The following is a 25,339-nucleotide window of genomic DNA, read 5'->3' as shown; positions in this document are numbered from 1 at the left end:
CCCGCGAGGGGAACGGTTTAAGACCGACGACGCCCGAGTCGGAGGTATGCGAACCCGCGTATCGCGCCGTCTCGGGTGGTCGCGGTGAGCGTGAGCCAGCGGGTCGCCTCCGACGACCAACTCGCGCGGCTGCTCCAGATCGGAATCGTGTTAGAGGAGGTCGTCGAAGCGCGAACGCACCGTCACTACCGGCAGCTGGACGCCGAACTCGACGAAGAGATCGAGACGCTGCTCGCGGACGCGGCCGAGGAGTCGGCCGACCACCGCGAACGGCTGGAGGCGCTCATCGAGGGGCTCGGCGTCGACAGCGTCCCGTTCGGCGAGATCGAGTCGCTGGTCGACGCCCGGTACGGCCGGACGCGGCCGGAGGACTTCGACGGCGTGTTGTACGACCAGCTGTGTAACGAGGAGACCGCCTACAAGTTCTACGACGACCTCATCGAGGCGATCGAGGACTCGGAGGCGGCGTTCTCGATCGACCGCGGGGAGCTGCTCGCGACCCTGACGACGATCCGCGACGAGGAGGCCGAGGGCGTACGGAAAGTCACGGAGGTCATGGAGCGCCGATGAACCGGAGAGACGAGACGCCGACGAGCGCCGACGGAGGAGAGCCGTGAACACCGCAGATCAGTACCTCAAGACGATATACGTCGTACAGGAGACCGAAGACGGCCCCGCCTCGACCGGGTCGATCGCCGACGCGCTCGGCGTCAGCCCGGCCAGCGCCAACGAGATGATCGGCAAGCTCGAGGAGCGCGGGCTCGCCGAACACGAGAAGTACAAGGGCGTCCGGTTGACGGACGACGGCATCGTGCGGGCGAGAGACGCCCTCCAGACGTACTGTATCATCGAGCGCTTCCTCGCGAACGTCCTCGCGGTCGAGGACTTCCAGGCCGAGGCGCGCGAGCTGGAGGCCGTCATCGACGACACGGTCGCGGAGCGGCTCGACACGATCATCGACCGACAGCCGGAGTGTCCGGACTGCTTCGACCCGGAGACCGACGCCTGCGCGTGTCTGGAGGTCGCGCCGACGCCGGTCGAACCGGAGCAGCAGTAAGGAAAAGCGCCGCGGGAGGCCTTCAGAGAGCCGTTTTAGCTGAATGTAGGCGGTAAGCCGCCTTCCTTAAGGAGCAACGCAGGCGGCGAGTAGGCAGGGGTAGTTCACACGCCGGTCGAGTACCGCAGGATGCCGGCGATGCCGCCGAACGCGTCGAGCAGCTGTTCGCCCTTCTCGAAGTCCGTGGAGATGAACTTCGTGTCCGTCCCGCGCTGTCCCGCGATGGCCATCAGGTGTTCGATGACGTCTTCCCGCTCCTCGACCGCGGCCGCCTCGCCGCACTCGCTGCACTCGTGGTCGGGCGTCGAGTGGCGGGCGTCGAGCACCTCGTACTCCTCGTGGCCGTTCGGGCACTCGTAGACGACGACGTCGGAGCGGAGGTCCTCGGAGATGAGCAGCCGGTCGACGGAGCCCATGATCAGGTTCCGGCGGGTCTGTTCGAAGCCGTAGGTGGCCTCCTCGCCGGTGTTGAGCTTCTCGAAGAACTCCTCCATGTTGCGTTTGTCCTCGACGATCTCCTGGTCTGCGAGCACCTCGCTGGCGTTGTCGACGAGGTCTTTCAGCCCGGACTCGTCGGTGTAGGCCACGTCGAACTTGCCGAGGACCTTGTCCTGGAGCTCGTGGTGGAGGTAGTCGCCGTCGAGGAACTCGTCTTTCGTCGGGGAGGGACCGCCGACCAAGATCCCGTCGAGCTCGTGGCGCTTATCGACGAACAGGTCGTCCGCCATCCCCGCGACCTCCTGGTAGAAGTTGTCGATGGCTTCGAGCCGCAGGCGGGCGAACCGCTGTGCGGACTGGCCGCCCTTCCGCTGTTTGCCGGGGACGAGCGAGGAGGCGGACTTGACGGCCTCGACGCGTTTCCCCTTCAGCCAGCCGACGTTCGCCTCGCGGCGGTCCAAGACGATGAGCCCGAACAGCCCGGAGTCTTCGAGCATGTGTTCGAGCGGCTCGGTGAGGAACTCCGAGTCGCAGTGGTAGCGGAACGACTCGACGGGCTGCGGGGGTGACTCCAGCGTCCGGGTGACCATGTCGGTCTGGCCGCCGCCCGCGTCGATGGCGCCCGAGAATATCACGATGCCGTTGTCGGGCGGGAAGGTGTCGTAGTAGCGCAGTCGGTCCTTGATCGACGTGAGCGCGTCTTGGACGGCGGTCCGGGTCTGCTTCGACTTGATGTTCGACGCCTCGCTGTGCTCCTGCGTGACGTGGGCCACCACGTCGGATATCTGCCGGTCCTCGGGGATGTAGATAGTGACGAGCTGGGTGCCGGAGCCCTCGTACTCCTTGAGTTCCTCGATCACCTTGCGGAACTCGTACTTCCGGCGGTCCTCGTTCGCCTCCTGTGCGTCGCTACTCATTACCTACAGTTCGCTCCCGTGCGGGTAAGTAAGCTTTGACCTGCGGGCTCTCTCCGATGAGACGCCCCGCCTCGGCCGCGAGCGGCCGCGTCGAGGCGGGAGCCGTTTCAGTCGTACTGCTCTTCGAGGTAGTCGACGATGTCGTCGCTCTCGTACATCGTGACGCCGCGATCGGTGTCGACGAGGTAGGGGATCTGGTCTTCGCCGCCCGCGGTGAGCTCGTCGTGGGTCACCTCGTTGGTCACGTCGCCGCCGGCGTTGCCCGGGAGCCGCGGGTTGTGCGCGACGTAGGAGACGCCGAGCTCGGAGAGCGTCTCGCGGACCTTCGCGCAGTGCGGACAGCCTTCCGACTGGGAGAGTTCGAGCATCGGCCGAGCGTACGACGGCCAGGACGAAACCGTTTGCGGGCGGGGCGGTGAGCGGCGCCGGATCGAGACCGTCGAACCCGGCGGTTACATCGACTCCGGGGCCTCGACGCCGAGCACGTCGAGCGCGTTCGCCATCGTGTGTTTCGCGGCCGCGACGACCGCGAGGCGGGCGTCGCGCAGCTCGGCGGTCTCGGCGGTCAGGACCGGGCACTCGCGGTAGAAGGCGTTGTACGCGTCCGCGAACTCGCGGGTGAAGGTGGCGACCGTGTGCGGCTCCAAGTCGTCCGCCGCGGCCTCGATAACGGCCGGGAACCGCGCGACTTCGCGCAGGAGCTCGCGGGCCGCCTCGGTCTCTAAGACGCCCGCGTCCACGTCGAGCGCGTCGGGGTCGACCTCGCCGTCGGCGTCGGCCGTCACGCCCGGCACGTCGATTCCGGCGGTCGCGGCCTCGCCGAGGATGCCGGCGCAGCGCGCGTGGACGTACTGGACGAACGGCGCCGACTGCGCCTCGAAGTCGAGCGCGTCCTCCCACTCGAAGGTGATCGCCTTCGCGGGCTGCTTCGAGACGATGTCGTACCGCACGGCGCCGATGCCGACCTGATGGGCGATGCGCTCGACGTCCTCGTCGGTGAGGTCGTCGTCGCGGATGCGGTCGTCCATCCGGGACTCGACCGCGTCGCGGGCGCGGTCGATGGCCTCGTCGAGCAGGTCGTCGAGCATCACGCCCGTCCCCTGCCGGGTCGACATCTTCCCGTCGGGGAGGTTGACGTACGAGTAGATGACGTGGCCGAGCCGGTCGGTGTCGTTGCCGAGCAGTTCGAGGGTCGCGCCGAGCTGGTCGGCCTGTAGCTTGTGGTCCTCGCCGAGGACCGTGACCGCGCGGTCGTAGTTCTCGAACTTCCACTCGTGGTGAGCCAGGTCGCGGGTGGTGTAGAGGCTCGTGTCGTCCGAGCGCAGGAACACGAGGTTCTTGTCGATCCCCCACTCGTCGAGCTCCAGTTGCCAGGCGTCCTCCTCGTAGACCGCGTGGTCGGTCTCCTTGAGTCGCGCCGCGATATCGTCGGTCGAGCCGTCGCGCATGAACCGCGTCTCCTTGACGAACTCGTCGAACTCCGCGGGGAGACGCGCGAGGCAGTCCTTCATTCCGCCGAGGACCGCGTCGACGACCTCGCCGACGCGCTCGTACGTCGCCTCGTCGCCGGCTTCGAGCCCCTGGAGGATCGACTGTATCTCCGCTTCCGCGGCCTCGACCGCGTCGGCGTCGGCCTCCTCTAAGAAGGCGTTCCCCTTCCGGTAGTAGCGCACGAGGTCGTACTCCGCGCGGTCGCGCGCCGGGTCGTCGTCGAGGTCGGACTCGTCGAACCGCTCGTACGCCCACGTGAACACCGCCATCTGCCGGCCCGCGTCGTTGACGTAGTAGTGGCGGTCGACGTCGTACCCCGCGTACTCCATGAGGTTCGCGACGGCGTCGCCGACGATCGGGTTGCGCGCGCGGCCGACGTGGACCGGGCCGGTCGGGTTCGCGCTGGTGTGTTCGACGACCACGCTCGTGTCGCGGTCGGGGAGCGCGCCGTAGTCGGCGGCGGCGGCGGCCACGTCGAGGGTGTCCGCGAGGTAGCGCTCGTTCGCGTGGAAGTTGACGTACGGCCCCGCGGTGTCGACGCTCGCGACGTAGTCGGCGCCCTCGACCGACACCGCCTCCGCGACGGTCGCCGCGACGTTCGGCGGCGCGTCGCCGACCTCGTCCGCGAGCCGGAAGGCGACGCTGGAGGCGAGCGTCGCGTCCATGTCGTCGGGCGGGCGTTCGATGCCGAGGTCGTCGGTCGGGAGGTCGAGCGAGCCGAGCGCGTCCGCGAGCGCCGCCTCGACCGCCGACCGGAACTGCCTGAACATACCGTCCGTTCGACGGGCGGGTTAAAAGGCCCTTCCGAAGCGGCTCGGGGGGCGAGGCGTGGGATCGAAGAAACGAAATTGAGACACTCTGGACTGCGGTGGCGCGCGCCTGCGAGGCCGCATCGCGGCCGAGCCGCGAGGGACCGGAGGTCCCTCTGGAAGCCGGCGCGAAGCGCCGGCGACAGCACCGCGCGAGGGACGCGGCGAACGCGAGCGGCGAAGCCGCGAGCCGTGAGCCGCGAGGCTGGGGAGGAGTGAGGTGCGGGGCTGTACGGGGCGGGACTCAAAGGGGCAGCCGGGAGGCCGCCGTAGGCGACGCAAGCACTGGAACGAGGGAGCGAACGGAGTGAGCGACCGAGTGAAGCGCGCAGCGAGCGTACGGCGGCCTCCCGGCTGGGGCTTTAGAAGTGTTCACCGCCGATCCACAGTTAGCTGTTTATAAACGAGCGGCTGGGGTTTTGGCGGTGTCCACCGCTGATCCACAGTCGACCACGTACAGCCGAGCGGCTGGGGCTTTGGAGGCCTTCTCCGTCGATCCGTCAGCAGCGATTTATACGTAAGCGGCTGGGGCTTTGGCGGTGTTCACCGCAGGTCTACAGACGATTATTTGTCGCTGTTGAAATCCTATTCTCCAGACAGATTTTGCCTGAAACGTCTAGTCGCTGAAGAGTGCGAATGGAGCAAGCCCGAATGGGTGAAATAGGGACGAATACCTGTTCGATAACTCTTAGTTCAGCTATAGGTTCTCGTACACATCGAGGAAATGTGTTTCTGAAAAGTCCTGTGGATCTGACCAAGACGATTCGTCGTCGTCTTCGTTCTCAGTCCAGATTTGTATTTCTGGATCATACTTTTCGAGCATCTCAGAGTCTCCTCCGTCGTCTTCTTGCGCAACCTCACCAAATTGGGCAGCTAATATCGTGGTGAAAGCTGCGTCTTCGATGTCTGATAATAAAGCGTCGGGTTTTACCCTAAGTTCACCAACAATATTCCCATTTACTGCTACTTTTTGAAAAGTTTTGTATTCTGGTGGATCATCAGGATCTTGGCTTGGCATAGGTATTACGAATAACAGATTGACTTAAATCTTTATATAGGTCAACTCTTGTTCTGTCGGCTACAACCGGTAGAAACCAAGAACCTCGTAGTTGAGGCCGAACAATCACGTCCGCTATCCGTACCGTACCATCTGTACTGAGCGATTTGTTAGTCCTCTGTATTGACCGCTGGTGGGGCAGAATATATCACTCGTTGAGGGTTTCACCAGAGCCGGTTATTTATAAGCGAGCGGCCGAGGGTTCAGAAGCCTCCCGCAGAACAGCCGATCCCGGAGTCGGATTCTTACGAGACGATCTCGTCGATAAGCTCGCGGGCGCTGCGCCGGACCGCCGCGTCGCTCTCGATCGACGGCTCCCAGCCGAGGTCGGCCAGCTTCGCGATCGACAGGCGCATCTTCGGCACGTCGCCGGTCCAGCCGCGGTCGCCGCCGGTGTAGGCGTACTCGGGGTCGACGCCCAGCTCATCGCTCACGATGTCGGCGATGTCGGTGACGGAGGTCGTCGTCCGCGTGCCGAGGTTGTACACGTTGTACGCGTCGTCGGCGCCCTCGACGACGTGCCGGATCGCGTCGACGCACTCGGTGACGTACATGTACGACTTCTCCTGGCGGCCGTCGCCGAGGATCTCCAGCTCCGTCGGGTCCTCGTCCAGCTTCTCGATGAAGTCGGGGATCACGTTGCCGCGCTGGCGCGGGCCGACGATGTTCGCGAAGCGAAACACCCACGACTGAATCCCGTAGGAGTGGGCGTGCGTGGAGATGAGCCCCTCGTCGGCGAGCTTCGAGGAGCCGTAGATCGAGATGGGTTCGAGCGGGCCGTAGTCCTCGGCCGTCGGCCGCGGCGCCTCGCCGTACACCGTCGACGAGGAGGTGAACGCGAACCGGTCGACGCCGACCTCGCGCATCCGCTCTAAGACGTTGTACGTCATCTCGGTGTTCTCCTCGAAGAGGACGCGGTCGTCGTCGTAGTTCGTGTCGGTGTACGCCGCGAAGTGGAAGACGACGTCGAGGTCCTCGGTGACCGCGCGGGCGACGTCGTCGGGGTCGGTCACGTCGGCCGCGACGAACTCCGCGCCGTCGGGCACCCGGTCGCGGGTCCCCTTCGAGAGGTCGTCGGCGACGCGGACGGCCGCGCCGCGGTCGAGCAGGTCGGCCGCGAGGTGGCTCCCGACGAGGCCGGCGCCGCCGGTGACGAGCACGCGCGAATCGGCGAGGTTCATACCGGACTGTCGGTGGTTGCGGATAAGTAGGTGTGGAATCGGGGCGGGAGTCGAGCGGGACAGGAACAGGGCGGAACGCGACTACAGGTTCTCGAACGCTTCGTCGACGAGTTCGCCGGTATCGGCGACGATGCTCGCCATCTCGTCGTCGTCCGGCGCCATCCCGACGAGCCGAGCGATACGCATGATGGAAACGTGGTAGACGCGCTGTTTGCCGGGGGCCTCTTCCCAAATAACGACGTTACACGCCATCAGCGCGCCGAGCTTGTTGTCGGTCGCGTCGAGCGCGCGGTCGGCGACCTCGGGGTTACACGCGCCCAAGACGTAGTAGGGGTCGCGGCCCGCGTCCACCTTCTCGTTGAGCATCTCCGACGGCGAGAACTCGACGGGGACGCCGAATCCGGCGTCGGTGAACACCTCGCGGACGTGTTCGATCGCCTCCTCGTGGTCCATCTCGAGGGTGGCTTGCTGTTCACCGATGTCGTCTGGATCGATCTGACTCGGGTCGATTGGAAGCGTCATTCGTGTATTGTCTTGGGCCTACGTAACAAAGGCTCTTCGGATAGCACACGGAGAGAGCGGTGACGCGACCAGTTGGACATCCACGGCACGACGTCCGGCCGCAACAGTATTGTGCTATTTGAGAACAACTTTAACCCGCTCTGCCGCCCTACTGTTCGATATGACGTCCGGTTCAGTGCGCGAGGACCTCGAACGCGACCTGGAGTGTCTCGACCTCTTAGAGTGCGTTCACGGGCTCAACGATCGGGACCAGACGGTTTTTCAGGAGCTACACCAGACGGACGGAGACCTCACCGTGGACGACGTGGCGGACCGACTGGACTGCGAGCGGTCGACGGCGTACCGGTCGATTTCGCGGCTCGTCGACGCCGGTGTCGTCGTTCAGCGACAGGAGAACTACGACCACGGCGGGTACTACTACGCGTACCGACCGCGAACGTCCGAGGAGGCCGCGCGCGAAATGCGACGGCTGCTCAACAGCTGGTACGCGACCGTCAATCAGCTCGTACAGGAGTTCGAGGACCGGTACGGACGCGAAACGGCAGGGCGTGAGGACCGGCCGATTCGACCCGATCCCTGACGCGCGGGCGACCGCACCACCCGCCGACGTACCCACGCGATCCGCCGCCACGGTATTGTGTGAATTATACAAAATAAATAAATCGGTGGGGACCGAAGGTGAACTCATGTCCGAGGAGACGGGAGCGGCCCCGACGACGACCGGCGAAGACGCTCCCGCCGAGTACGTGCGGGCAAACCGCGAGGCGCTGGTCTCGCTGGCCCTCGACCTGCTCGCAGTCGACACGTCGAATCCCCCCGGCGACACGCGGGAGATCGTCGCCGCGATCGAGCGGTTCCTCGACCCCCTCCCGGTCGAGGTCGAGCGGTTCGCCGTCGACCCGGCGAAGCCGAACCTGCTCGTGCGGGTCCCCGGCGACGCCGACCGCACGCTGCTGTTCGACGGGCACCTCGACACCGTGCCCTTCGACGCCGACGCATGGACGCGCGACCCGCTCGGCGAGCGCGACGACGACCGCGTCTACGGGCGGGGCGCGACCGACATGAAGGGCGCCGTGGCGTCGTTGCTGTTCGCGATCCGAGCCTTCGCGGCCACCGAAACCGACCCGTCCGTCGACCTCCTGTTCGCCTTCGTGAGCGACGAGGAGGTGGGCGGCGACGCCGGGCTCCCGGCGCTGCTCGACGCGGGGCTGCTCGACGCGGACGCCTGCGTGATCGGCGAGCCGACCTGCGAGGAGGGCCGCCGCTCCGTCACGGTCGCGGACCGGGGGAGCATCTGGCTGACGCTCGAGGCGTCGGGCGAGGCGGCGCACGGCTCCCGGCCGACGCTCGGCGTCAACGCCGTCGACCGACTGTACGACGCCGTCGAGACGATGCGCGATCGATTCGGTACCGAGCGGCTGGCGATCGGCGCCGAGATGGAGCCGATCGTCGAGGAATCGGTCGCGTACTACGCCCTGTCGATGGGCGAGGCGGCCGCGCGGGACCTGTTCCGATATCCGTCGATCAACCTCGGCGTCTTCGAGGGCGGCGACGCGGTGAACGCCGTCCCGGACTCGGCGCGCGCCGAGGTCGACGTACGGCTGACGGCCGGCGTCCACACCCCCGACGTGCTCGCGGGGATCCGCGAGTGCGTCGCCGACTGCGAGGGGGTCGCGATCGCCGATGTCTCGTGGAGCGTCGGCACGGCCGAAGACCCCGACGGTCCGCTCGTCGAGGCCGTCGCGTCGACGGCGGCGGGCGTTACCGGTGACCGCGTGTTCAGGCGGAGCGCCACGGGCGGCGGCGACGCCAAGAGGCTTCGGAACGCCGGGATCTCGACCGTCGAGTTCGCGCTCGGGACCGACACGCTCCACGCGCCCGACGAGTACGTCCCGGTCGACGCGCTCGTCGACAACGCGGTCGTCTACGCCCGGCTACCGGCGGCGTGGCGCGCGGAGACGGACCGATAGTCGACGCCCCGCACCCGCCCGGTACACGTCGGTGGGACGGTCGAGGTACCGCGGTCGCGATCGGCCCGTCCGCCTCCCGTCAGAGTGTTTCTAGAATATTGGAATTTACTCACAATACTAATACCACACGCCCGTAACTACCGCGTGTGAGACCGTCATGACCGACATCGAACCTCAAGAGACCGTCGACGCCAGAGGCGCAGCGTGTCCCGGCCCGCTGATGGACCTCATCGGAGCGATTCGGAGCGCCGAGTCGGGGGACGTCGTCCGACTCCTGAGCGACAACGATCAGTCGCTCACCGACGTCCCCGAGTGGGCCGAGGAGGCCGGCAACGAGCTGCTCGCCGTCGAGGAGCGCGACGACCACAACGCGTTCTACGTGGAGAAAGCATGACCGAGCGCGTCGTCATCGTCGGGGGCGGGACCGGCGGCACCGTCCTCGCCAACGACCTCGCAGATCGGCTCGAACCCGAGCTCGACGCCGGCGACGTCGAGGTCACCCTGATCAACGACGACCCCGACCACGTCTACAAGCCGGTCTGGCTGTACGTGCCGTTCGGACAGCGCGAACCGGCGGACGGTCGCCGCGCGCTCGACGAACTGGTCGACGACGCGGTCGACCTCCGGATCGATCGGGCGACCGAGATCGATACCGACTCCCGGCGGCTCCGGTTCGACGGCGGCGGGCCGTCGATGGCGTACGATCACCTCGTCTTGGCGACCGGGTCGACGCTGGAGCCCGACCGGGTTCCCGGCCTCGCGGCGGGCGGCCACGACTACTACAGCGAGTCGGGCGCGACCGCCCTGCGCGAGGAGTTGCTGTCGTTCACCGAGGGCGAGCTCGTGTTGAGCGTCGTCGGCACTCCCCACATGTGTCCGGCGGCGCCGCTGGAGTTCGTCTTCATAGCCGACGACTGGTTCCGCGAGCGCGGCCTGCGCGAGGACGTCGACATCACCTACACGTACCCGATCCAGCGCGTCCACGGCAATCCCCACATCGCCGAGTGGGCCCGCCCCATCATGGAGGAACGGGACATCAACGTGGAGACGTTCTTCAACGCCGAGTCGGTCGACCCCGACGCGGAGACGGTCACGTCGATGGAGGGGACCGAGCTCGACTACGACCTCCTCGTGACGATCCCGCCCCACGGCGGCGTCGACCTGATCGAGGCGGCCGGGCTCGGCGACGACGGCTGGGTCGACGTCGACAAACACACCTTGGAGGCCGAGGCCGCCGAGAACGTCTACGCGCTCGGCGACACCGCCGACACCGGCGTCCCGAACGCGGGCAGCGTGGCGCACTACCAGGCCGGCGTCGTCGGCCGGCGCCTCGCCAGCGAGGTCCGCGGTCGCCCGGCGACGGCGACGTACGACGGCAAGACGCTGTGCTTCGTCGAGACCGGAACCGACGCGGCCTCGTTCGTCGAGTTCGACTACGAGACCCCGCCGTCGCCTGCGCCCCCCTCGGAGAAGCTCCACTGGTCGAAGCTGGCGTACAACGAGTCCTACTGGCTCACCGCGCGGGGGCTGCTCTGACCATGTCCGAGACGGATCCTTCCGAGTCGGCCGAACTCGAGGCGGCGATCCGAGAAAATCCCGAGGCCGTCGCCGCGTTCGTGGAGCGGCTCGACGCCGTCAACGAGCTGCTGGATGCCCTCTCCTTGGGCGAGAGCGCGCTCTCCGACGAGATGGTCCGCGAGCTCTCGGCAACGGGGTCGACGCTCGCGGAGTCCGCCGACGGGCTGGCGACCGACGAGACCGTCGAGCTGGCCGAGCGGGTCGGCGAGAACGGCGACGAGCTGCGGGCGGCGCTCGACACGCTGCTCGAACTCCAGCGGAGCGGGACGCTCGACGAGCTGGCCGAGATCGCCGAGGTCGGGTCGCTGGCGACCGCGGCCCTCGACGACGAGATGGTGAGGTCGCTGGCCGGCACCGGCGCCGCGCTCGGCGAAGTGGCGCAGACCGCGGCCGACGACGACGCCCGCGACGGCGTCGAGACGCTGCTGAAGGGCGTCGGCGAGGCGGAGCGCGAACCGCCAGAGCGGGTCGGGGCCGTCGGGCTGCTCCGCGGCGTGCGCGACCCGGAGGTCCAGTACGGGCTGGGCTACCTGCTGGCGGTGGCGGGCGCGATCGGCCGCGAGCGCACCGCCGGGGAGTCGTAGCGGGAGAACGGGAGTTCGGGGATCGGAACAGCGGTTCGTTTTTCGGCGGTCAGACGAGCAGCTGGATGTCCGCCTCGGCCATGTCCTGGAGCGCGGTGGCGGCGCCGACGCCCGCGGTGACGCCGTCGTAGAAGTCGTCCTCGTCGTAGTCCATCAGGTCGATGGTCATCTGACAGGCCTGGAACTCCACGCCCATGTCGAGGCTCGTCTCGAGGAGCTCCTCGACCGTGGCGGTGTCGTTGTCCGCGATCCGCTTTTCCATCATCCGCGTCGTCACGCGGTCCATGCCGGGGAGCGCGGCGACGGCGTTGGGGACGGGCATGTTGGGGTTGCCGACGGAGCTGAGCTTGAGGCTCTTCGAGCGCTCCTCGTGGAGGATGTCGAGCCCCCAGAACGTGTGGAAGACGGTCACCTCGTAGCCGAACGCGGCCGCGGTGCTGGCGAGGATGAGCGGCGGGTACGCCATGTCGAGCGTCCCCTTCGTGGCGATGATGCTCATTTTCTTGCCGCCGTCGTCGGCCTCGGCGAGCGCGTCCTCGAGCTCGTCGACGCGCGCGGCCAGCTCCGCGCGGGAGGGGGCGTCGCCGTCGGTCGCCTCGGAGGCGCCGTCGGAGGCGTCGTCGGCCGACGCGTCGGATGTGTCCGTGCCCATCGTTACTCGGTCTTGCGGACGTAGTGTTTGTACACGTCGTCGCCCTCCGTCTGGTCGACGAGCTCGACGCCCGCGGTGCCGTCGGCCCAGCCGTCGATGTCGCTCATGCTGCCGGGGTCGGTCGCCAGCACTTCGAGGACCTCGCCCGCGGCGAGACCGTCGATGGCGGACTTCGTCTTCACCACTGGCATTGGGCACGATGCGCCTTTCACGTCGAGCGTCTCCGCGATGTCGAATTCGGAACTCATTGTGTATCTGCTCCGGCCGCGTGTATTGGAGCTATCGCACAATACCCTCCACCAAGGTAAAAGATTGTTGTTTCTTGTGAAGATCGCCAACTACCATATAACGCGAAACGTATTTAGGCACTCTATAACCCGTATTAGATACTTTAGAGGAATATCTGATGCCCGCGACCGGCAATAGTATTGTTCAAAAAAGGAAATACTATGAAAATTCTTTTGTGCGTCGACCCGGTAGAACCGACCGCGAAATATGAATGCCGACGACTTTCCGACTCCGGACGTCGACGTCGATTCCGTCGACCCGGACTCGCTCAAACGTCGAATCGACGCCGGCGAGGACGTGACGATCCTCGACACGCGTATGGGGTCTGACTACGAGGAGTGGCGCATCGACGGCGAGAACGTCGCGTCGATCAACGTCCCGTACTTCGAGTTCCTCGACGACGAGATCGACGACGACGTCCTCGATCGGATCCCCGACGACCGCGAGGTGACCGTGCTGTGCGCGAAGGGCGGCGCCAGCGAGTACGTCGCGGGCGCGCTCGCGGAGCGCGGCTACGACGTCGACCACCTCGAAGACGGGATGAACGGCTGGGCGAGCGTCTACGAGGCCGTCGAGGTCGAGCGCTACGACGGCGCCGGCACGCTCCTCCAGTACCAGCGTCCGTCCTCGGGCTGCCTCGGCTACCTCCTCTATCACGACGGCGAGGCCGCGATCATCGACCCGCTCCGGGCGTTCACCGACCGCTACCTCGACGACGCGGACGACCTCGGCGTCGACCTGACGTACGCGCTCGACACGCACGTCCACGCCGACCACGTCTCGGGCGTGCGCGACCTCGACGCCGAGGGCGTGGAGGGCGTCATCCCGGCGGCCGCCGTCGACCGCGGCGTCACGTACGCCGACGAGCTGACCACGGCCGAAGACGGCGACACCTTCGAGGTCGGCGGCGCGACGATCGAGGCCGTCTACACCCCCGGCCACACGACCGGGATGACCTCCTACCTCGTCGACGAGAGCCTCCTCGCGACCGGCGACGGGCTGTTCGTCGAGAGCGTCGCCCGCCCCGACCTCGAAGAGGGCGACGAGGGCGCCCCCGACGCGGCGCGCATGCTGTACGAGTCGCTACAGGAGCGCGTCCTCTCGCTGCCGGACGACACGCTCGTCGGCGGCGCGCACTTCAGCGACGCCGCGGTCCCGGCCGACGACGGCACCTACACGGCGCCCATCGGCGAGCTCGTCGCGGAGATGGACGCGCTCACGATGGACGAACGGGCGTTCGTCGACCTGATCCTCTCGGACATGCCGCCGCGGCCGGCCAACTACGAGGACATCATCGCGACGAACCTCGGGCGGAACGCCGTCGACGACGAGGAGGCGTTCACCCTGGAGCTCGGGCCGAACAACTGCGCCGCCAGCCAGGACTCCCTCGCGGGTGACTGACGACGCACATGGTCGCTGACCCAGTACTGCTGCAGGCTGTCGCCGAGCTGTTCCCCAACGGGATCAGCCGGTACGCCGTCGGCGGACTGCTCGTCGGGCTCGGGACCGTTCTGATCTACGTCGGGACGGGAATCCCGGCCGGGGCGAGTACGTTCTTGGAGTCGACGCTGTCGTACGTCTCCGACCGGTCGCGGTTCCAGCGGTACGTCGGCTCCCGGGACTGGCGGGTCGTGTTCACGGCCGGCATCGTCCTGGGCGGGCTGGCGTTCGCGGCGACGTTCCAGTCCGGACTGGTCACGAGTCCGCTGTACGAGCCCGGAACGACCGGCCAGCTGTACGAGGTCGCCGGCGTGACGCTCTGGGCGACCGACGTCCAACCGTGGCGGCTGTTCGTCGGCGGTGTCCTCGTCGGAATCGGAACTCGGATCGGCAAGGGCTGTACGTCCGGGCACGGCGTCTGCGGCGTCGGCTCGGCGTCGAAGACGTCGCTTGTCGGCGTCGCGACGTTCCTGACCGTGGCGATCGGGACCGCGCAGGTCGTCGCCGCGCTGGGGGTGAGTCCGTGATGCGCGAGACGCGAGCGGACCGAGGCGCGAACGGAGTGAGCGACTCGGGGAGCGAACGGCGAACGGACGTGAGCCGTGAGCGGCGAGCGTCTCGAACTGCGCGAACGGGAGCGACCGGAGGGAGCGACACGTGAGCGCGGACAGGCATCCGCTGTTCAAGCCGCTGATCTTCGTCGGCGGTATCATCTTCGGGTTCGGACTCGGGTTCAGCCACATGGCGCGGCCGGAGGTCGTGGTGAACTTCCTCCTGTTCGACGACCTCGGGCTCCCGTTCGTGATGTTCGGGGCCGCGATCGTCTCCGGGATCGCGTTCGCGCTGCTCCCCCGGTTCCGGGACGCCGCACCCCTCACGGGCGACCCCTACGAGCGCCGGCTGAAACCGTTCGACCGGAACGTCCTCGTCGGCGGCGCCGTCTTCGGCGTCGGCTGGGGGCTCTCGGGGATCTGCCCGGGCGCCGCGTACGCCAGCCTCGGGGTCGGCAACGTCACCATCCTCTGGGCGCTCGGCGGGATGTTCGTCGGGGCGTACGCGCAGGGCTACTGGCGGAGCCGGAGCGGGGCCCGCGACGCCGCCGCGGCGGGCGCGGACTAGCGCACCCTCCGATGGACCCCGCTCTTATCGCGCTCTTCGTCGGCGCGGCGCTCGCCAGCCTGTTCATGGCGTGGGTGATCGGCGCCGGGTCGAGCGGCGCGACGCCGTTCGCGCCCGCCGTCGGCGCGAACGCTATCGGCACGATGCGCGCGGCCCTGCTGGTCGGCGTCTTCGGCTTCGCCGGCGCAATCGCCCAAGGCGGAAAGGTCTCCGAGGCCGTCGGCAGCGGCCTCGTCGGCGGGATCGGCCTGCCAGTCGCCGGGGTCATCCTCGTGCTCGTCCTCGGCGCGGGGCTGATGGCGGTCGGCATCACCACCGGGATCCCGATCGCGACCGCGTTCACCGTGACCGGCGCCGTCATCGGCGTCGGCCTCGCCCTCGGCGGGACGCCGGTCTGGGCGAAGTACCAACAGATCGGCGCCGTCTGGCTGTTGACGCCGTTCGTCGGCGGCGGCATCGCGTTCGGTATCGCCTCCGTCCTCCCGCGGCCCGGCGTTCCCGAGCGGTACAGCGTCCCGGCCCTCGCCGGGCTCGTCGGCGCCGTCCTCGTGAACGTCCGGTTCAGCTTCCTGGGTGACGGGCCCGAATCGGGCATGCTCCGCGGCGTCGCCCAGCACGCGCTGGGGGTCGACGGGCTCGCGCCGGCGGTCGCGATCACGGGCCTCGCGGCGCTGGCCGTCGCGACCGTCGTCCGGTGGGACGTGAGCCGCGACGAGGAGGGCGGACTGCGGCACGTCCTGCTCGCGCTCGGCTCGCTCGTCGCGTTCTCCGCGGGCGGGAGTCAGGTCGGACTGGCGGTCGGCCCGCTGCTGCCGCTGCTCGACGAGGTGGGGATGATCTCGACGACCGCCGTGCTCGTCGGCGGCGGGTTCGGGATGCTGGTCGGCTCGTGGACCGGCGCGCCGCGGATGATCAAGTCGCTGGCGCAGGACTACTCGTCGCTTGGGCCCCGCCGCTCCATCTCGGCGCTCGTCCCGTCGTTTCTGATCGCGCAGCTGGCGGTCCTCCTCGGCGTTCCCGTCTCGTTCAACGAGATCGTCGTGAGCGCCATCATCGGGAGCGGCGCGGCCGTCGGCGGCCGCGACGCGGTGGACGCCGAGAAGATCCTCACGACGGTGGGCGCGTGGGCGGGCTCGTTCGTCATCTCGTTCGCGCTCGCGTACGCCGCCGCGGCGCTCTTTTTATAAACGGACACGCCGCGGCGGCAGTTCTTTTATAAATATCCGAAGCGGTGGCGCGTGCCTCCGAGCGCCCGCAGGGCGCGAGGAGCACGCGCGAGGTCGTCGGGCTTCGCCCGACTGCCAGAGGCGCGTCGCGCCTCGCTGTCGCCGGCGCTACGCGCCGGCTGCCAGAGGGACCGAAGGTCCCTCGCTGGAGTCGGCCGACCGGAGGGAGGCCGACGAGGCTGGGGAGGCGTGAGGTGCTGTGCGGGGCGGTGCGGGGTGGGACTCAAAGGGGCAGTCACCGGCGGCTCCGCCGCCGGTTGCCCGTGGCGCGTAGCGCCACGCTGCCGGGAGGCGAGCGCAGGCGTTCACGAGAGCGCAGCTCTCGTGAGCCAATCAGAACGCGAAGCGTTCTGATGACGACGCAAGCACCGCAGGAACGAGCGCAGCGAGTGACGAGGAGCGTGGTTCGAAACGGCGGAGCCGTTTCGTCATCACGAGACGCCGGAGGCGTCTCGAACGACAGCGAGCGTGCGCCCGCCTCACGGCTGGGGCTTCGGAGGTGTTCGCCGCCGATCCACGGTCAGTTGTTTATAAGCGAACGACTCGGAAGTTAGAGGCGCTTTCCACCGATCCACAGCCAGTTATTTACAACCGAGCGACAGGAGCATCCAGAGTCCGACGAGGGCAACGCCCACCGACGGTCCGCCTGGCCCTCCGCACACGAAAACCTCTCGATAAGTTATCGGTACTCCGGCCGAGGTTACCCGAATATAGTCTTGTACAGTAACCCCAAAACCGTTATAGGCGCGAGGCAGGTAGGGGAGAGCGAGCAGAAATGTACCAGAAGCGAATTTCCGCCTTCGGAAGTCGGAGGGAGAGTCGATGGCAGGACTAGAGATACCCACGTGGGACCCGGAGACGGCCCTGCTTATCGGCGCGATCCTCCTGGAAGCGTTCGTACTGTACGTGGGCTACGGCGGCCTCGAACGGCTCGTCGGTCCCTCTCTGATGCGGCTCGTCGTCGGAGGTGACGCGAGTGCTCGGTAGCCTTCTCAGCGGGGCCGGCTTCCTGGGGACGAGCCCCGAGATGCTCGCCTTGTTCGTCGGGTTCGGCCTCGTCGTCGGCGTCCTGTTCGGGTTCTTCGGCATGGGTGGATCGTTCCTCGTCACGCCGGCCCTGCTCATGTTAGAGTACCCGGCGCCCGTCGCGGTCGGCAGCGGGATGGCGTTCGTCTTCGGAACCGCCGTCATCGCGACGCTGAAACACCACGACCTCGGGCAGGTGGACTACAAGCTCGGCGCGATCATGATCACCGGGACGACGATCGGGATCGAGGTCGGCCGCGCCAGCGTCTACTACCTCGAATCGATGGGGCTCGCCGGCGGCGTCATCAGCGTCGCCTACGTCGTCCTGCTCGGCGGCGTCGGCGCGATGGTCACCCGCGACGCCCTCAAAGGCGACGGCGAGGGCGGAATCGACCACGAGGCGACCGATAGGGACCTCGACGAGTACGAGATCCCCGAGATCGCCGAGAAAATCCAGCGGACCGTTCGCATTCCGCCGATGGTGACGCTCCGCGGCGACGTCCGCGTCTCCGCGTGGGTCATCACGGCCGTCGCCTTCGCGACCGGCGTCCTGTCCGGCTTCCTCGGCGTGGGCGGCGGCTTCATCCGGATGCCCGCGATGATCTACGCGATCGGCGTTCCGGTGCCCGTCGCGGTCGGGACCGACCTCTTCGAGATCGTCTTCTCCGGCGGGCTCGGGAGCTACCTCTACGGACAGGGTGGCGGCGTGAATCTCGGCATCGTCGCCCCGCTGCTGTTCGGGAGCGCACTCGGTGCGCGCGTCGGCTCCGCCGCGACCGCCGTCGTCGACGCCGACGAGATCAAGGTGTACTTCGGCGGGATGCTGCTGGTCGGCTCCGTCGCCGTGGGCATCGGTGAAGTCGGTTCCTACCTCGGCAACGCGACGCTCGAGCTGCTCGGACTGGTGCTCGTCATCGGCGCGGCGGTCGTCGTCGCGTTCGGGGTGTTGTACGCGGCGATCACGTCGCTCCGCGTGACGCGACGGCGACGGACCTCCACCGCAGACTGACCGGTTCCCGCCCGGGCGGTTCGAGGCGGACGGACTCGCGTGCGTCAATCGAGTCCAGCGGTCGGTGGGGCCAGCAGACACCGACCCGGACGACCGACATCGGCCCCGATTCCGACGAACCGCCTCGAAGTCAAGCCCCGAGGCGCTCGCCTCGGTCATCGGTGGAGACGGTGGAAGCGGAGCACCCCCGTCTCATAGCCCCTCCTCGCCGCCCTCCTGCGTGAGGAGGACGACCATCGAGAGCCCGGAGATGAGGAGCAGGATGAGCGTGGGGACGACCGCGTACTGGTAGAACGCGTTCTGCTGCGCGCGCCAGATCTGCGTGACGATCGTGTCGAACCCGGTCGGGCGGAGCACCAGCGTGACGGGCAGTTCCTTCATCGTCGTGAGGAACACGAGCGCGGCGCCGGCGACGATGCCGGATCGCGTGAGCGGGAACGTCACGCGCCTGAACGCGCCGGTCGACGACTCGCCGAGGGTGCGCGCCGCCTCGACGAGCCGCCGGTCGATCTGGAGGATGGAGGTCCGCGTCGACCCGACCGCCTGCGGCAGGAACCGGACGACGTACGCGAAGATCAAGAGCGGGAGCGTCTGGTAGATCCACGGGGCGTACCCCGACCCGAAGTACACCAGCGCGAGCGCCAGCACGATGCCGGGGACCGCGAAGCCGACGTACGTCGCCCGCTCGAAGATCACCGCGAACGGCGAGTCGTGGTTCGCGGCGAAGTAGGCGATCGGGATCGCGGCGAGCGCGGCGGCGACGGCCGCCGCCGCGGAGACCGACACGGAGTTGAGCACCATGATCGGCTCGAACGCCAGCGAGGGGCGGCGCCCGGACTCGGCCCGGAGCAGCCACAGCCCGAGGATCCACAGGGGGACGAGCAGTGCGGTGCCGGACACCGCGGCCGGCAGCAGGGTCGCGGGCCAGCGCAGGCGGCCGAGCGACACCCGGTCGTCCGTCCGCCCCGCGTCGTCGCCGCTCGCGTTCCGGTCCGAGCGGACCGCCCACTCCAAGGCGAGCACGAGGACGACCACGACGAGCAGCTGGAGGGAGAGCAGCGCGGCGTAGTCGCTGCCGAAGGAGTTGTACTCCACGTAGATCTGCCGGGTGAACACCGGGAGCCGCATGATCGAGGGCGTCCCGAAGTCGGAGACGGCGTACAGCGCCGAGAGCAGCGCCCCGGCGGCGATCGCGGGCCGGATCGTCGGGAGCGTCACCCGGCGGAACGCCGCGAGCCGGCCGTGGTTGAGCGTCCGGGCGGCCTCGAGCATCGTCGTGTCGAACGACAGCAGCGCGGCTCGGGTGGTGAGGTAGACGTAGGGGTAGGTGTACAGCGTGATCACGAAGATCGTGCCGGAGAGGCCGTAGATGTTGGGCACCCGCTCGACGCCCAGCGGGGCGAGAATATTGTGGAACGCCCCCTGCGGGCCGAACGCGGAGACGAACGAGAACGCGCCGACGTAGCTCGGCACGACGAGCGGGAGCGCGGCCGCGACGGACCAGAAGCGGGGGAACGGGAGGTCGGTCCGGGCGGTGAGGTACGCGAGCGGCACGCCGATGAGGATCGAGGCGGCGGTGACGCCCGCCATCAGCACGAGGCTGTTGACGAGCACCTCGGCGGTGCCGGCGCTGAACACGAGGTCCATCGCCCGCTGCCGGTCGACGGCGGCCGCCCTGATCACGAGCCACGTCAGGGGGAACACGAGCGTGGCGGCGATCGCCGCACACAGCAGCGTCAGCCCGAGCGGGAGCCTGTCGTCGCCGTCGGTCAGCCGGTCGCGGATCCGGGTTCGCAGGGTCATTGTGCGGGGGAGGGAGTCGCTCTGTCCGAGTGAGGGGCCGCCCCGCGTTAGGGGTTCCGATCGCCCGGCGAGCGCACTCCGACGGATATATGAATTTAGGGCCACCTAAAAAGTTCCATGGAACTGACGCGACGCGACGCGGCGGCCGCGCTGGCCGCGATCGGCGCGACCGGCGGGGTCGCGCTCGGCGTCCGTCGGGCGACCGACGATCGGGGCGGCGGACCCGGAGACGACGAGGCCGACGCGGCGTGGGACGGCGAAGGCCCTCCCGACGACGAAGCGGTCCGCGAGGCGATGACCGCGGTGGCGCGGGTCCTCTACCCCGAAGAGGTCTCCGGGATCGGCGCGTTCGTCGACCGCTTCCTCGACGGGCGCCTCGACGGGTCGGCGCACGCCGAGGGGGTCCGCGCCGCGGTCGCCGAGGTCGAGTCGGCGGCCCGGTCGTGGTACGACGCGCCCGTCGCCGAGCTCTCGGCGGCCGAGCGCGACGACCTGCTGCGCGGGCTCGGCGCCGACACGGCCGAGGAGGATCCCGGGGGGACGGCCGCGGAGCGCGTCCGCTTCTTCGTCGTGAACGAGCTGCTGCTCGCGCTGTACTCGTCGCCGGCTGGCGGCGAGCTCGTCGGGATCGAGAACCCGCAGGGGTACGCCGGCGGCGCGGAGAGCTACCAGGAGGGGCCGCGATGAGCGGCGCCGAGAGCGTCGGCGACGGGCGGTCGGAGGCTGAGGGAGGCGCCGACGAGGAGGTCGACCGCACTCCGGTCCCCGACGCCGACGTCTGCGTCGTGGGCGCGGGTCCCGCGGGCGCGCTCGTCGCCGACCGGCTCGCGGGCGACCGCGAGGTGGTGGTGCTCGACGCGGGGCCGCGGTTCGACCCGGCCGACCGCCTCGCGAGACAGGAGCGGGCGATCCGCCCGTTCTACGGCCGGCCGGACGTGTGGGGCGTCGGCGGCGCGCGCGACGCCCACGAGAACGCCGGCGACTGGTTCTACCCGCTCAACCACGCTCGCGTGAAGGGGATCGGCGGGTCGACGCTCCACTGGCAGGGGATGGTGATGCGGCTCCACGAGGACGACTTCAACTCCGGCACGGAGCGCGGCGTCGGCCCGGACTGGCCCGTCGACTACGCCGACCTCCGCCCCTACTACGCCGAGGCGGAGAAGGAGCTGGGCGTCGCGGGCGCCTCCGACAACCCCTACGCGCCGCCGCGCGAGGAGCCGCACCCGATGCCGGCGTTCGAGCCCTCCTACAGCGACTCGCTGTTCGCCGAGGCCTGCGAGGAGCTTGGGATCGACATGCACTCCGTGCCGAACGCGCGCAACTCCGAGCCGTACGACGACCGGTCGCCCTGCGTCGGCTACGGCACCTGCCAGCCGGTCTGCCCGAGCGGCGCGAAGTACGACGCGACGGTCCACGTCGAGCGCGCGGAGGAGAGGGGCGCGACGGTCGTCGACCGCGCCCCGGTCGAGCGGCTCGAACACGACGGCGACGACCGGGTGACGGCCGCCGTCTACGCGACGCCGGACGGGGAGCGGCACCGGCAGGCGGCGGACGCGTTCGTCGTCGCCGCCGGGGGCGTGGAGACGCCGCGGCTCCTCCTTTTGTCCGACTCCGACCGCTACCCCGACGGGCTCGCGAACGGGAGCGGCCACGTCGGCGAGTTCTTCATGGACCACCTGTTCGCGGGCGCGGGCGGCACGCTCGACGAGCCGACCAGACAGAACCACGTCGGCTTCTACACGAGCGCCTGCGACCAGTTCTACGACGAGGCCGACGAGTCGCAGGCGCCGTTCAAGCTGGAGTTCTTCAACTACGCCGGCCCCTCGCCGGTGGAGTCGGCCCTGACCGGCGATGACTGGGGCGACCCGCTCTTAGAGCGGCTCCGCGACGGCTACGGGAACCACGTCGCGATGGGCGGACTCGTCGAGCAGGCGCCGCGGGCCGACAGCCGGATCACCCTCGCCGACGACCGCACCGACGACCGCGGCAACCCCGTGCCGCAGATGGAGTGGACCGTCGGCAAGCGCGCGCTCGACACCATCGAGCGCGCGAACGAGATCCAGGTCGAAATCTTAGAGGAGCTCGGCGCCGACGTCGAGTGGGTCGCCGGCCCGGAGGCGACGGGCCCCGCCTACCACCACATGGGGACCACGCGGATGAGCGACGACCCCGATTCGGGCGTCGTCGACGCGGACTGCCGGACCCACGACCTCGACAACTGCTGGATCGCCTCCAGCTCCGTCTTCCCCACGAGCGGCGCGATGAACCCGACGCTCACCATCGCCGCGCTCGCGCTCCGCGTCGCCGACGACGTGGAGGCCCGGCTCTCGGGGATGTGAGTCCCGGCCACCGTTGTTTTAGGTGAACCTAAAAATTCAAGTGCGTGCGAACGGAGAGACGGGTAATGAGCGACTCAGCACACGCGACGAACGGCTCCGCGAGCTCGATCGAGACGGATCCGGCCGACGAGACGGGCTCGCACGACGGGACGGACGCGACCGACGGCGCGGACGCGGCCCCGAGCGAGGAGACGGACGCCGCCGTCGGCGCCGCGGGCGGCGACGGGTTCACGTTCGACGACCTCAGCGTCGTGATGGGGACGTACAACGAGGAGGAGGCGATCGGAACCGTCCTCGACGACATCGACGAGGTCACCGACGGGAAGGCCGAGGTCGTCTGCGTCGACGGTTCCGCGGACCGAACGCCGGAGATCGCCCGCGGACACGGCGCGACCGTCGTCGAGCAGGAGCCGCAGGGGTACGGCGTCGCCGTGCGCGAGGCGATCCTGACGCCCGACCGCCCGGTCGTCGTCACGACCGACTGCGACGACACCTACCCGATGGAGGCGCTGCCGGAGTTCCTCGCGGAGGTCAACGACGGCGCCGACGTGGTGAGCGGCGACCGGCTCTACCACGGCGCGGCGGCGATGCCGGCGTTCAACCGCTTCGGTAACCACGCGTTCGCGGCGCTCGCGAGCCTGCTGATGGGCGAGCGCGTCCACGACACCACCACGGGGATGCGCGCGTACCGCCGCGACGTGGTCGAGGAGATCGGTTGGACCGAGAACACCGGCCTCTCCGCCGAACTGCTGATCCGTCCGCTGGTGCGCGGCTACGACGTGCGCGAGCGCCCGATCCGCTACGCCGAGCGCCTCGGCGAGACGAAGCTGGACCCGATCGGCGGCGGCGCGGCCATCGCGAAGTCGATCGTCACCGTCTGTCTCGAAGAACAACTGCGGCGCTTCTGAGGGCGCTTCGCCCTCGACGCCGTCGTCGGACAGCGGTCCGGAGGTACACTGTGGGCACAGTGGACCGCCGCCGGCGACGTTTTCTACGACCCCGAGCGACGGCTCCATCCATCGTCATCGACCGCAACTGTGCGGTGGCGCGTGCCTGCGAGCGGCCGGAGCGAAGCGGAGGCCGCGAGGAGCACGCGCGAGGGAGTCGGTCGCCGAGCGAAGCGAGGGCGACAGACGAGGCTGGGGAGGTGTGAGGTGCGGTCGCTGTGCGGTGCGGGGTGGGACTCAAAGGGGCAGTCGCGAGGCCGCAGTAGGCGTTCACGAGAGCTGCGCTCTCGTGAGCCAATCAGAACGCTCCGCGTTCTGATGACGACGTAAGCACCGCAGGGAGCGAACGAAGTGAGCGACCGAGGAGCGTGGTTCGAGAGAGCGAAGCTCTCTCGTCATCCCGAAAATCTCCGATTTTCGGGCGACAACGAGCGTACCGCGGCCTCGCGACTGGGGCTTTGGAGGCGTGCTCCGCTGTTCGAGAACTAGTTATGTACAGCCGAGCGACTGGGGCTTTGGAGGTGGCCGCCGCAGAAACGTCGATCACGTATTGCCGAGCGGCTGGGGCGTTGGAGCCGGTCGCCGCTGATCCGTAGTCAGCGTATTAGTCGCTCGCGTCAGCCTCCGTCTCGAAAACGACCCACTCGGGGTGAGTCTGGGGCTCGTCGGGGAGGTACGTCCCCTCGTTGCCGCACTCCGTGACGAGCCGACAGGTCGAGCGCTCGGGCGGCCAGACGGCCTCGACGCGCTCGCCGCCGGCGCCCGCTTCGTCGCCGCCCGACACCCGCACCGTCACCTCCTGCCGGTAGGTGTACGTCGCGCCCGCGGGGTCGACGAGCGTCACCGTCACGGCGATCACGTCGCCGTCGGGGTCGAACGGGACCGGCTCGCTCGCGTTCCCGGCGGCCGCGCGCTCCGCGCCGGGCAGCCGGGCTCCCGCCGGCGTCACCGCCCAGTCGACCGCGAGCGACTCGCCGGGGTCCGACACGGTGTAGGAGACGTGGTCCGGACCGCCCGGGGCGCCCCGGCGCGGGTCGACGCGGACCTGCGCGCGGGCGACGCGGTCGGGGACGCCGACGGTCGTCTCGGCGTCGATCCGTCCCCCGGACCGCCGGTCTAGCGGCTCCAGCTTGGGGACGACGTGCGCCTCCGGGTTCGGGGTCCAGACGCCGTGGTAGCCGTAGCGGTACAGCGTCCGGTCGGGGTAGGCGTCCAACACGGCGAAGTTCTCCACCGGGTCGCGTTCGAGCGCGTACACGACGTCGCCGTCGAGCCCGGGCCCGTTCCGGAGATACTGGAACGGGTGGCTCTGCCACTCGCCGTACGGCGTGGGGACGAACACCAGCCCGTCCTCGAAGGTCGTCTCGTCGAACGGCGCGTACGCGATCTCGTGTTTCTCGTCGACCGCGGCGTTGCGCTCGATCGGGCCGGAGGCGGCGTCCACGGCGGCGACGCCCGCGACGGCGACCGCGCTCGCGACGACGACGGCGAGCGCGACGCGTGTGACCGCGGGCGAGACGCCGCGGACCGCGAGCCGCTCTCGGCCCGCGGCGAGCGCGCGCCACCCGACGGCGACCCCCAGCCCGCCGAACACCGCCAGCGGGACGAGCAGGTCGAAGTGGTAGAACGGGCCGAACAGCGACGCGAGCCCGTCGGTCGGGTCCGAGAGGTCCGCGAGCGCGTTGTGGGTCCCCCAGAAGTACAGGTTCCCGACGACGACGGAGCCCGCGACGCCGGCGAGCAGCGCGGCCGCGGTCCGACGGAAGGCGGGGGAGTCGGAGGGGGCGGACGCTCCCGACGCCCCCTCGGTCTCGCCGCCGTCTGCGACCCGTGCGACGCCGGCCGACGCCCCGCCGCGCGGGGTTTGCCAAGGCTTAGTGTGGGGG

Annotated in this window: 25 protein-coding genes and 1 pseudogene; 16 read left to right on the top strand and 10 right to left on the bottom strand. The window is 68.8% G+C overall.

Features of this window, described 5'->3' with window-relative positions:
• The first annotated feature begins 84 nt into the window (after window positions 1-84).
• A complete protein-coding gene (locus tag EXE45_RS07725) occupies window positions 85-570 on the top strand; it encodes a rubrerythrin (RefSeq protein WP_092921311.1) in 486 nt (161 codons plus the stop codon).
• A 43-nt stretch (window positions 571-613) separates the two neighbouring features.
• Window positions 614-1,057: a metal-dependent transcriptional regulator gene (locus tag EXE45_RS07720; protein ID WP_092920643.1), complete on the top strand. Its 444-nt coding sequence runs from the start codon at window positions 614-616 to the stop codon at window positions 1,055-1,057.
• 104 nt (window positions 1,058-1,161) lie between these two features.
• Here EXE45_RS07720 and prf1 read toward each other — a convergent pair whose 3' ends face one another.
• The 6 genes from prf1 to EXE45_RS07690 all read right to left on the bottom strand — a co-directional run bounded on the left by prf1 (window position 1,162) and on the right by EXE45_RS07690 (window position 7,472).
• Window positions 1,162-2,412, bottom strand: coding sequence for a peptide chain release factor aRF-1 (prf1, locus tag EXE45_RS07715; protein ID WP_092920642.1), 1,251 nt, complete (start codon window positions 2,410-2,412; stop codon window positions 1,162-1,164).
• A 107-nt stretch (window positions 2,413-2,519) separates the two neighbouring features.
• Entirely contained in the window at window positions 2,520-2,780 is a 261-nt protein-coding gene (locus EXE45_RS07710; protein ID WP_137693984.1) for a glutathione S-transferase N-terminal domain-containing protein, read from the bottom strand.
• An 84-nt stretch (window positions 2,781-2,864) separates the two neighbouring features.
• The gene (gene argS / locus EXE45_RS07705) at window positions 2,865-4,673 is read right to left on the bottom strand and encodes an arginine--tRNA ligase (protein WP_137693983.1); all 1,809 of its coding nucleotides are present in this window, start codon (window positions 4,671-4,673) and stop codon (window positions 2,865-2,867) included.
• Window positions 4,674-5,409: 736 nt separating this feature from the next.
• A complete protein-coding gene (locus EXE45_RS07700; RefSeq protein ID WP_137693982.1) occupies window positions 5,410-5,730 on the bottom strand; it encodes a hypothetical protein in 321 nt (106 codons plus the stop codon).
• Between the two features lie 284 nt (window positions 5,731-6,014).
• On the bottom strand, window positions 6,015-6,950 hold the full coding sequence (locus EXE45_RS07695) for an NAD-dependent epimerase/dehydratase family protein (protein WP_137693981.1): 936 nt from the start codon (window positions 6,948-6,950) through the stop codon (window positions 6,015-6,017).
• 81 nt (window positions 6,951-7,031) lie between these two features.
• On the bottom strand, window positions 7,032-7,472 hold the full coding sequence (locus EXE45_RS07690) for a DUF302 domain-containing protein (RefSeq protein WP_092920638.1): 441 nt from the start codon (window positions 7,470-7,472) through the stop codon (window positions 7,032-7,034).
• Between the two features lie 160 nt (window positions 7,473-7,632).
• Between EXE45_RS07690 and EXE45_RS07685 the strand changes: the two genes are divergently transcribed.
• From EXE45_RS07685 to EXE45_RS07665, 5 genes are all read left to right on the top strand, one after another.
• Window positions 7,633-8,052 (top strand): helix-turn-helix domain-containing protein, encoded by a 420-nt coding sequence (locus tag EXE45_RS07685; RefSeq protein ID WP_167603332.1) that lies wholly within the window; start codon window positions 7,633-7,635, stop codon window positions 8,050-8,052.
• 106 nt (window positions 8,053-8,158) lie between these two features.
• Window positions 8,159-9,442 carry a M20 family metallopeptidase gene (locus EXE45_RS07680; RefSeq protein ID WP_137693980.1) on the top strand — a complete coding sequence of 428 codons (1,284 nt, stop codon included), beginning with the start codon at window positions 8,159-8,161 and terminating at the stop codon, window positions 9,440-9,442.
• Between the two features lie 157 nt (window positions 9,443-9,599).
• Complete coding sequence (locus EXE45_RS07675) at window positions 9,600-9,836, top strand: sulfurtransferase TusA family protein (RefSeq protein ID WP_092920636.1); 237 nt, start codon at window positions 9,600-9,602, stop codon at window positions 9,834-9,836.
• Entirely contained in the window at window positions 9,833-10,978 is a 1,146-nt protein-coding gene (locus EXE45_RS07670) for an NAD(P)/FAD-dependent oxidoreductase (RefSeq protein ID WP_137693979.1), read from the top strand. Before EXE45_RS07675 ends, EXE45_RS07670 begins: the two co-directional genes overlap by 4 nt.
• A 2-nt stretch (window positions 10,979-10,980) precedes the next feature.
• Window positions 10,981-11,604 (top strand): DUF1641 domain-containing protein, encoded by a 624-nt coding sequence (locus EXE45_RS07665; protein ID WP_137693978.1) that lies wholly within the window; start codon window positions 10,981-10,983, stop codon window positions 11,602-11,604.
• 49 nt (window positions 11,605-11,653) lie between these two features.
• Here EXE45_RS07665 and EXE45_RS07660 read toward each other — a convergent pair whose 3' ends face one another.
• The gene (locus tag EXE45_RS07660) at window positions 11,654-12,256 is read right to left on the bottom strand and encodes a DsrE/DsrF/DrsH-like family protein (RefSeq protein WP_092920633.1); all 603 of its coding nucleotides are present in this window, start codon (window positions 12,254-12,256) and stop codon (window positions 11,654-11,656) included.
• Between the two features lie 2 nt (window positions 12,257-12,258).
• Window positions 12,259-12,504, bottom strand: coding sequence for a sulfurtransferase TusA family protein (locus EXE45_RS07655; protein ID WP_092920632.1), 246 nt, complete (start codon window positions 12,502-12,504; stop codon window positions 12,259-12,261).
• Between the two features lie 247 nt (window positions 12,505-12,751).
• Between EXE45_RS07655 and EXE45_RS07650 the strand changes: the two genes are divergently transcribed.
• From EXE45_RS07650 to EXE45_RS07630, 6 genes are all read left to right on the top strand, one after another.
• Window positions 12,752-13,945 carry an MBL fold metallo-hydrolase gene (locus EXE45_RS07650; protein WP_137693977.1) on the top strand — a complete coding sequence of 398 codons (1,194 nt, stop codon included), beginning with the start codon at window positions 12,752-12,754 and terminating at the stop codon, window positions 13,943-13,945.
• An 8-nt stretch (window positions 13,946-13,953) separates the two neighbouring features.
• Entirely contained in the window at window positions 13,954-14,511 is a 558-nt protein-coding gene (locus tag EXE45_RS07645; RefSeq protein ID WP_137693976.1) for a YeeE/YedE family protein, read from the top strand.
• Between the two features lie 130 nt (window positions 14,512-14,641).
• On the top strand, window positions 14,642-15,103 hold the full coding sequence (locus tag EXE45_RS07640; RefSeq protein ID WP_092920629.1) for a YeeE/YedE family protein: 462 nt from the start codon (window positions 14,642-14,644) through the stop codon (window positions 15,101-15,103).
• An 11-nt stretch (window positions 15,104-15,114) separates the two neighbouring features.
• Complete coding sequence (locus tag EXE45_RS07635; protein WP_137693975.1) at window positions 15,115-16,290, top strand: inorganic phosphate transporter; 1,176 nt, start codon at window positions 15,115-15,117, stop codon at window positions 16,288-16,290.
• Window positions 16,291-17,151: 861 nt separating this feature from the next.
• Window positions 17,152-17,316, top strand: coding sequence for a hypothetical protein (locus EXE45_RS20380; protein WP_167603330.1), 165 nt, complete (start codon window positions 17,152-17,154; stop codon window positions 17,314-17,316).
• Complete coding sequence (locus EXE45_RS07630) at window positions 17,306-18,364, top strand: sulfite exporter TauE/SafE family protein (protein ID WP_137693974.1); 1,059 nt, start codon at window positions 17,306-17,308, stop codon at window positions 18,362-18,364. The genes EXE45_RS20380 and EXE45_RS07630 overlap by 11 nt, the downstream gene beginning before the upstream one ends.
• A 192-nt stretch (window positions 18,365-18,556) precedes the next feature.
• Here EXE45_RS07630 and EXE45_RS07625 read toward each other — a convergent pair whose 3' ends face one another.
• Window positions 18,557-20,167, bottom strand: coding sequence for an iron ABC transporter permease (locus EXE45_RS07625; RefSeq protein WP_092920626.1), 1,611 nt, complete (start codon window positions 20,165-20,167; stop codon window positions 18,557-18,559).
• A 117-nt stretch (window positions 20,168-20,284) separates the two neighbouring features.
• On the opposite strand from EXE45_RS07625, the gene EXE45_RS07620 reads away from it, so the two are divergent.
• From EXE45_RS07620 to EXE45_RS07610, 3 genes are all read left to right on the top strand, one after another.
• Complete coding sequence (locus EXE45_RS07620) at window positions 20,285-20,854, top strand: gluconate 2-dehydrogenase subunit 3 family protein (RefSeq protein ID WP_137693973.1); 570 nt, start codon at window positions 20,285-20,287, stop codon at window positions 20,852-20,854.
• Window positions 20,851-22,506 carry a GMC family oxidoreductase gene (locus EXE45_RS07615; protein ID WP_137693972.1) on the top strand — a complete coding sequence of 552 codons (1,656 nt, stop codon included), beginning with the start codon at window positions 20,851-20,853 and terminating at the stop codon, window positions 22,504-22,506. The genes EXE45_RS07620 and EXE45_RS07615 overlap by 4 nt, the downstream gene beginning before the upstream one ends.
• 254 nt (window positions 22,507-22,760) lie before the next feature.
• Window positions 22,761-23,414: a dolichyl-phosphate hexose transferase gene (locus tag EXE45_RS07610; RefSeq protein WP_241988377.1), complete on the top strand. Its 654-nt coding sequence runs from the start codon at window positions 22,761-22,763 to the stop codon at window positions 23,412-23,414.
• A 643-nt stretch (window positions 23,415-24,057) separates the two neighbouring features.
• Here EXE45_RS07610 and EXE45_RS07595 read toward each other — a convergent pair.
• Window positions 24,058-25,339 (bottom strand): annotated as a pseudogene (locus EXE45_RS07595) (hypothetical protein); the annotation flags it as partial.

This window comes from Halorubrum sp. SP9 (assembly GCF_005435015.1).
GTDB classification, from domain to species: Archaea; Halobacteriota; Halobacteria; order Halobacteriales; family Haloferacaceae; genus Halorubrum; species Halorubrum sodomense.
This window is presented reverse-complemented; position numbering and strand designations above follow the sequence as displayed.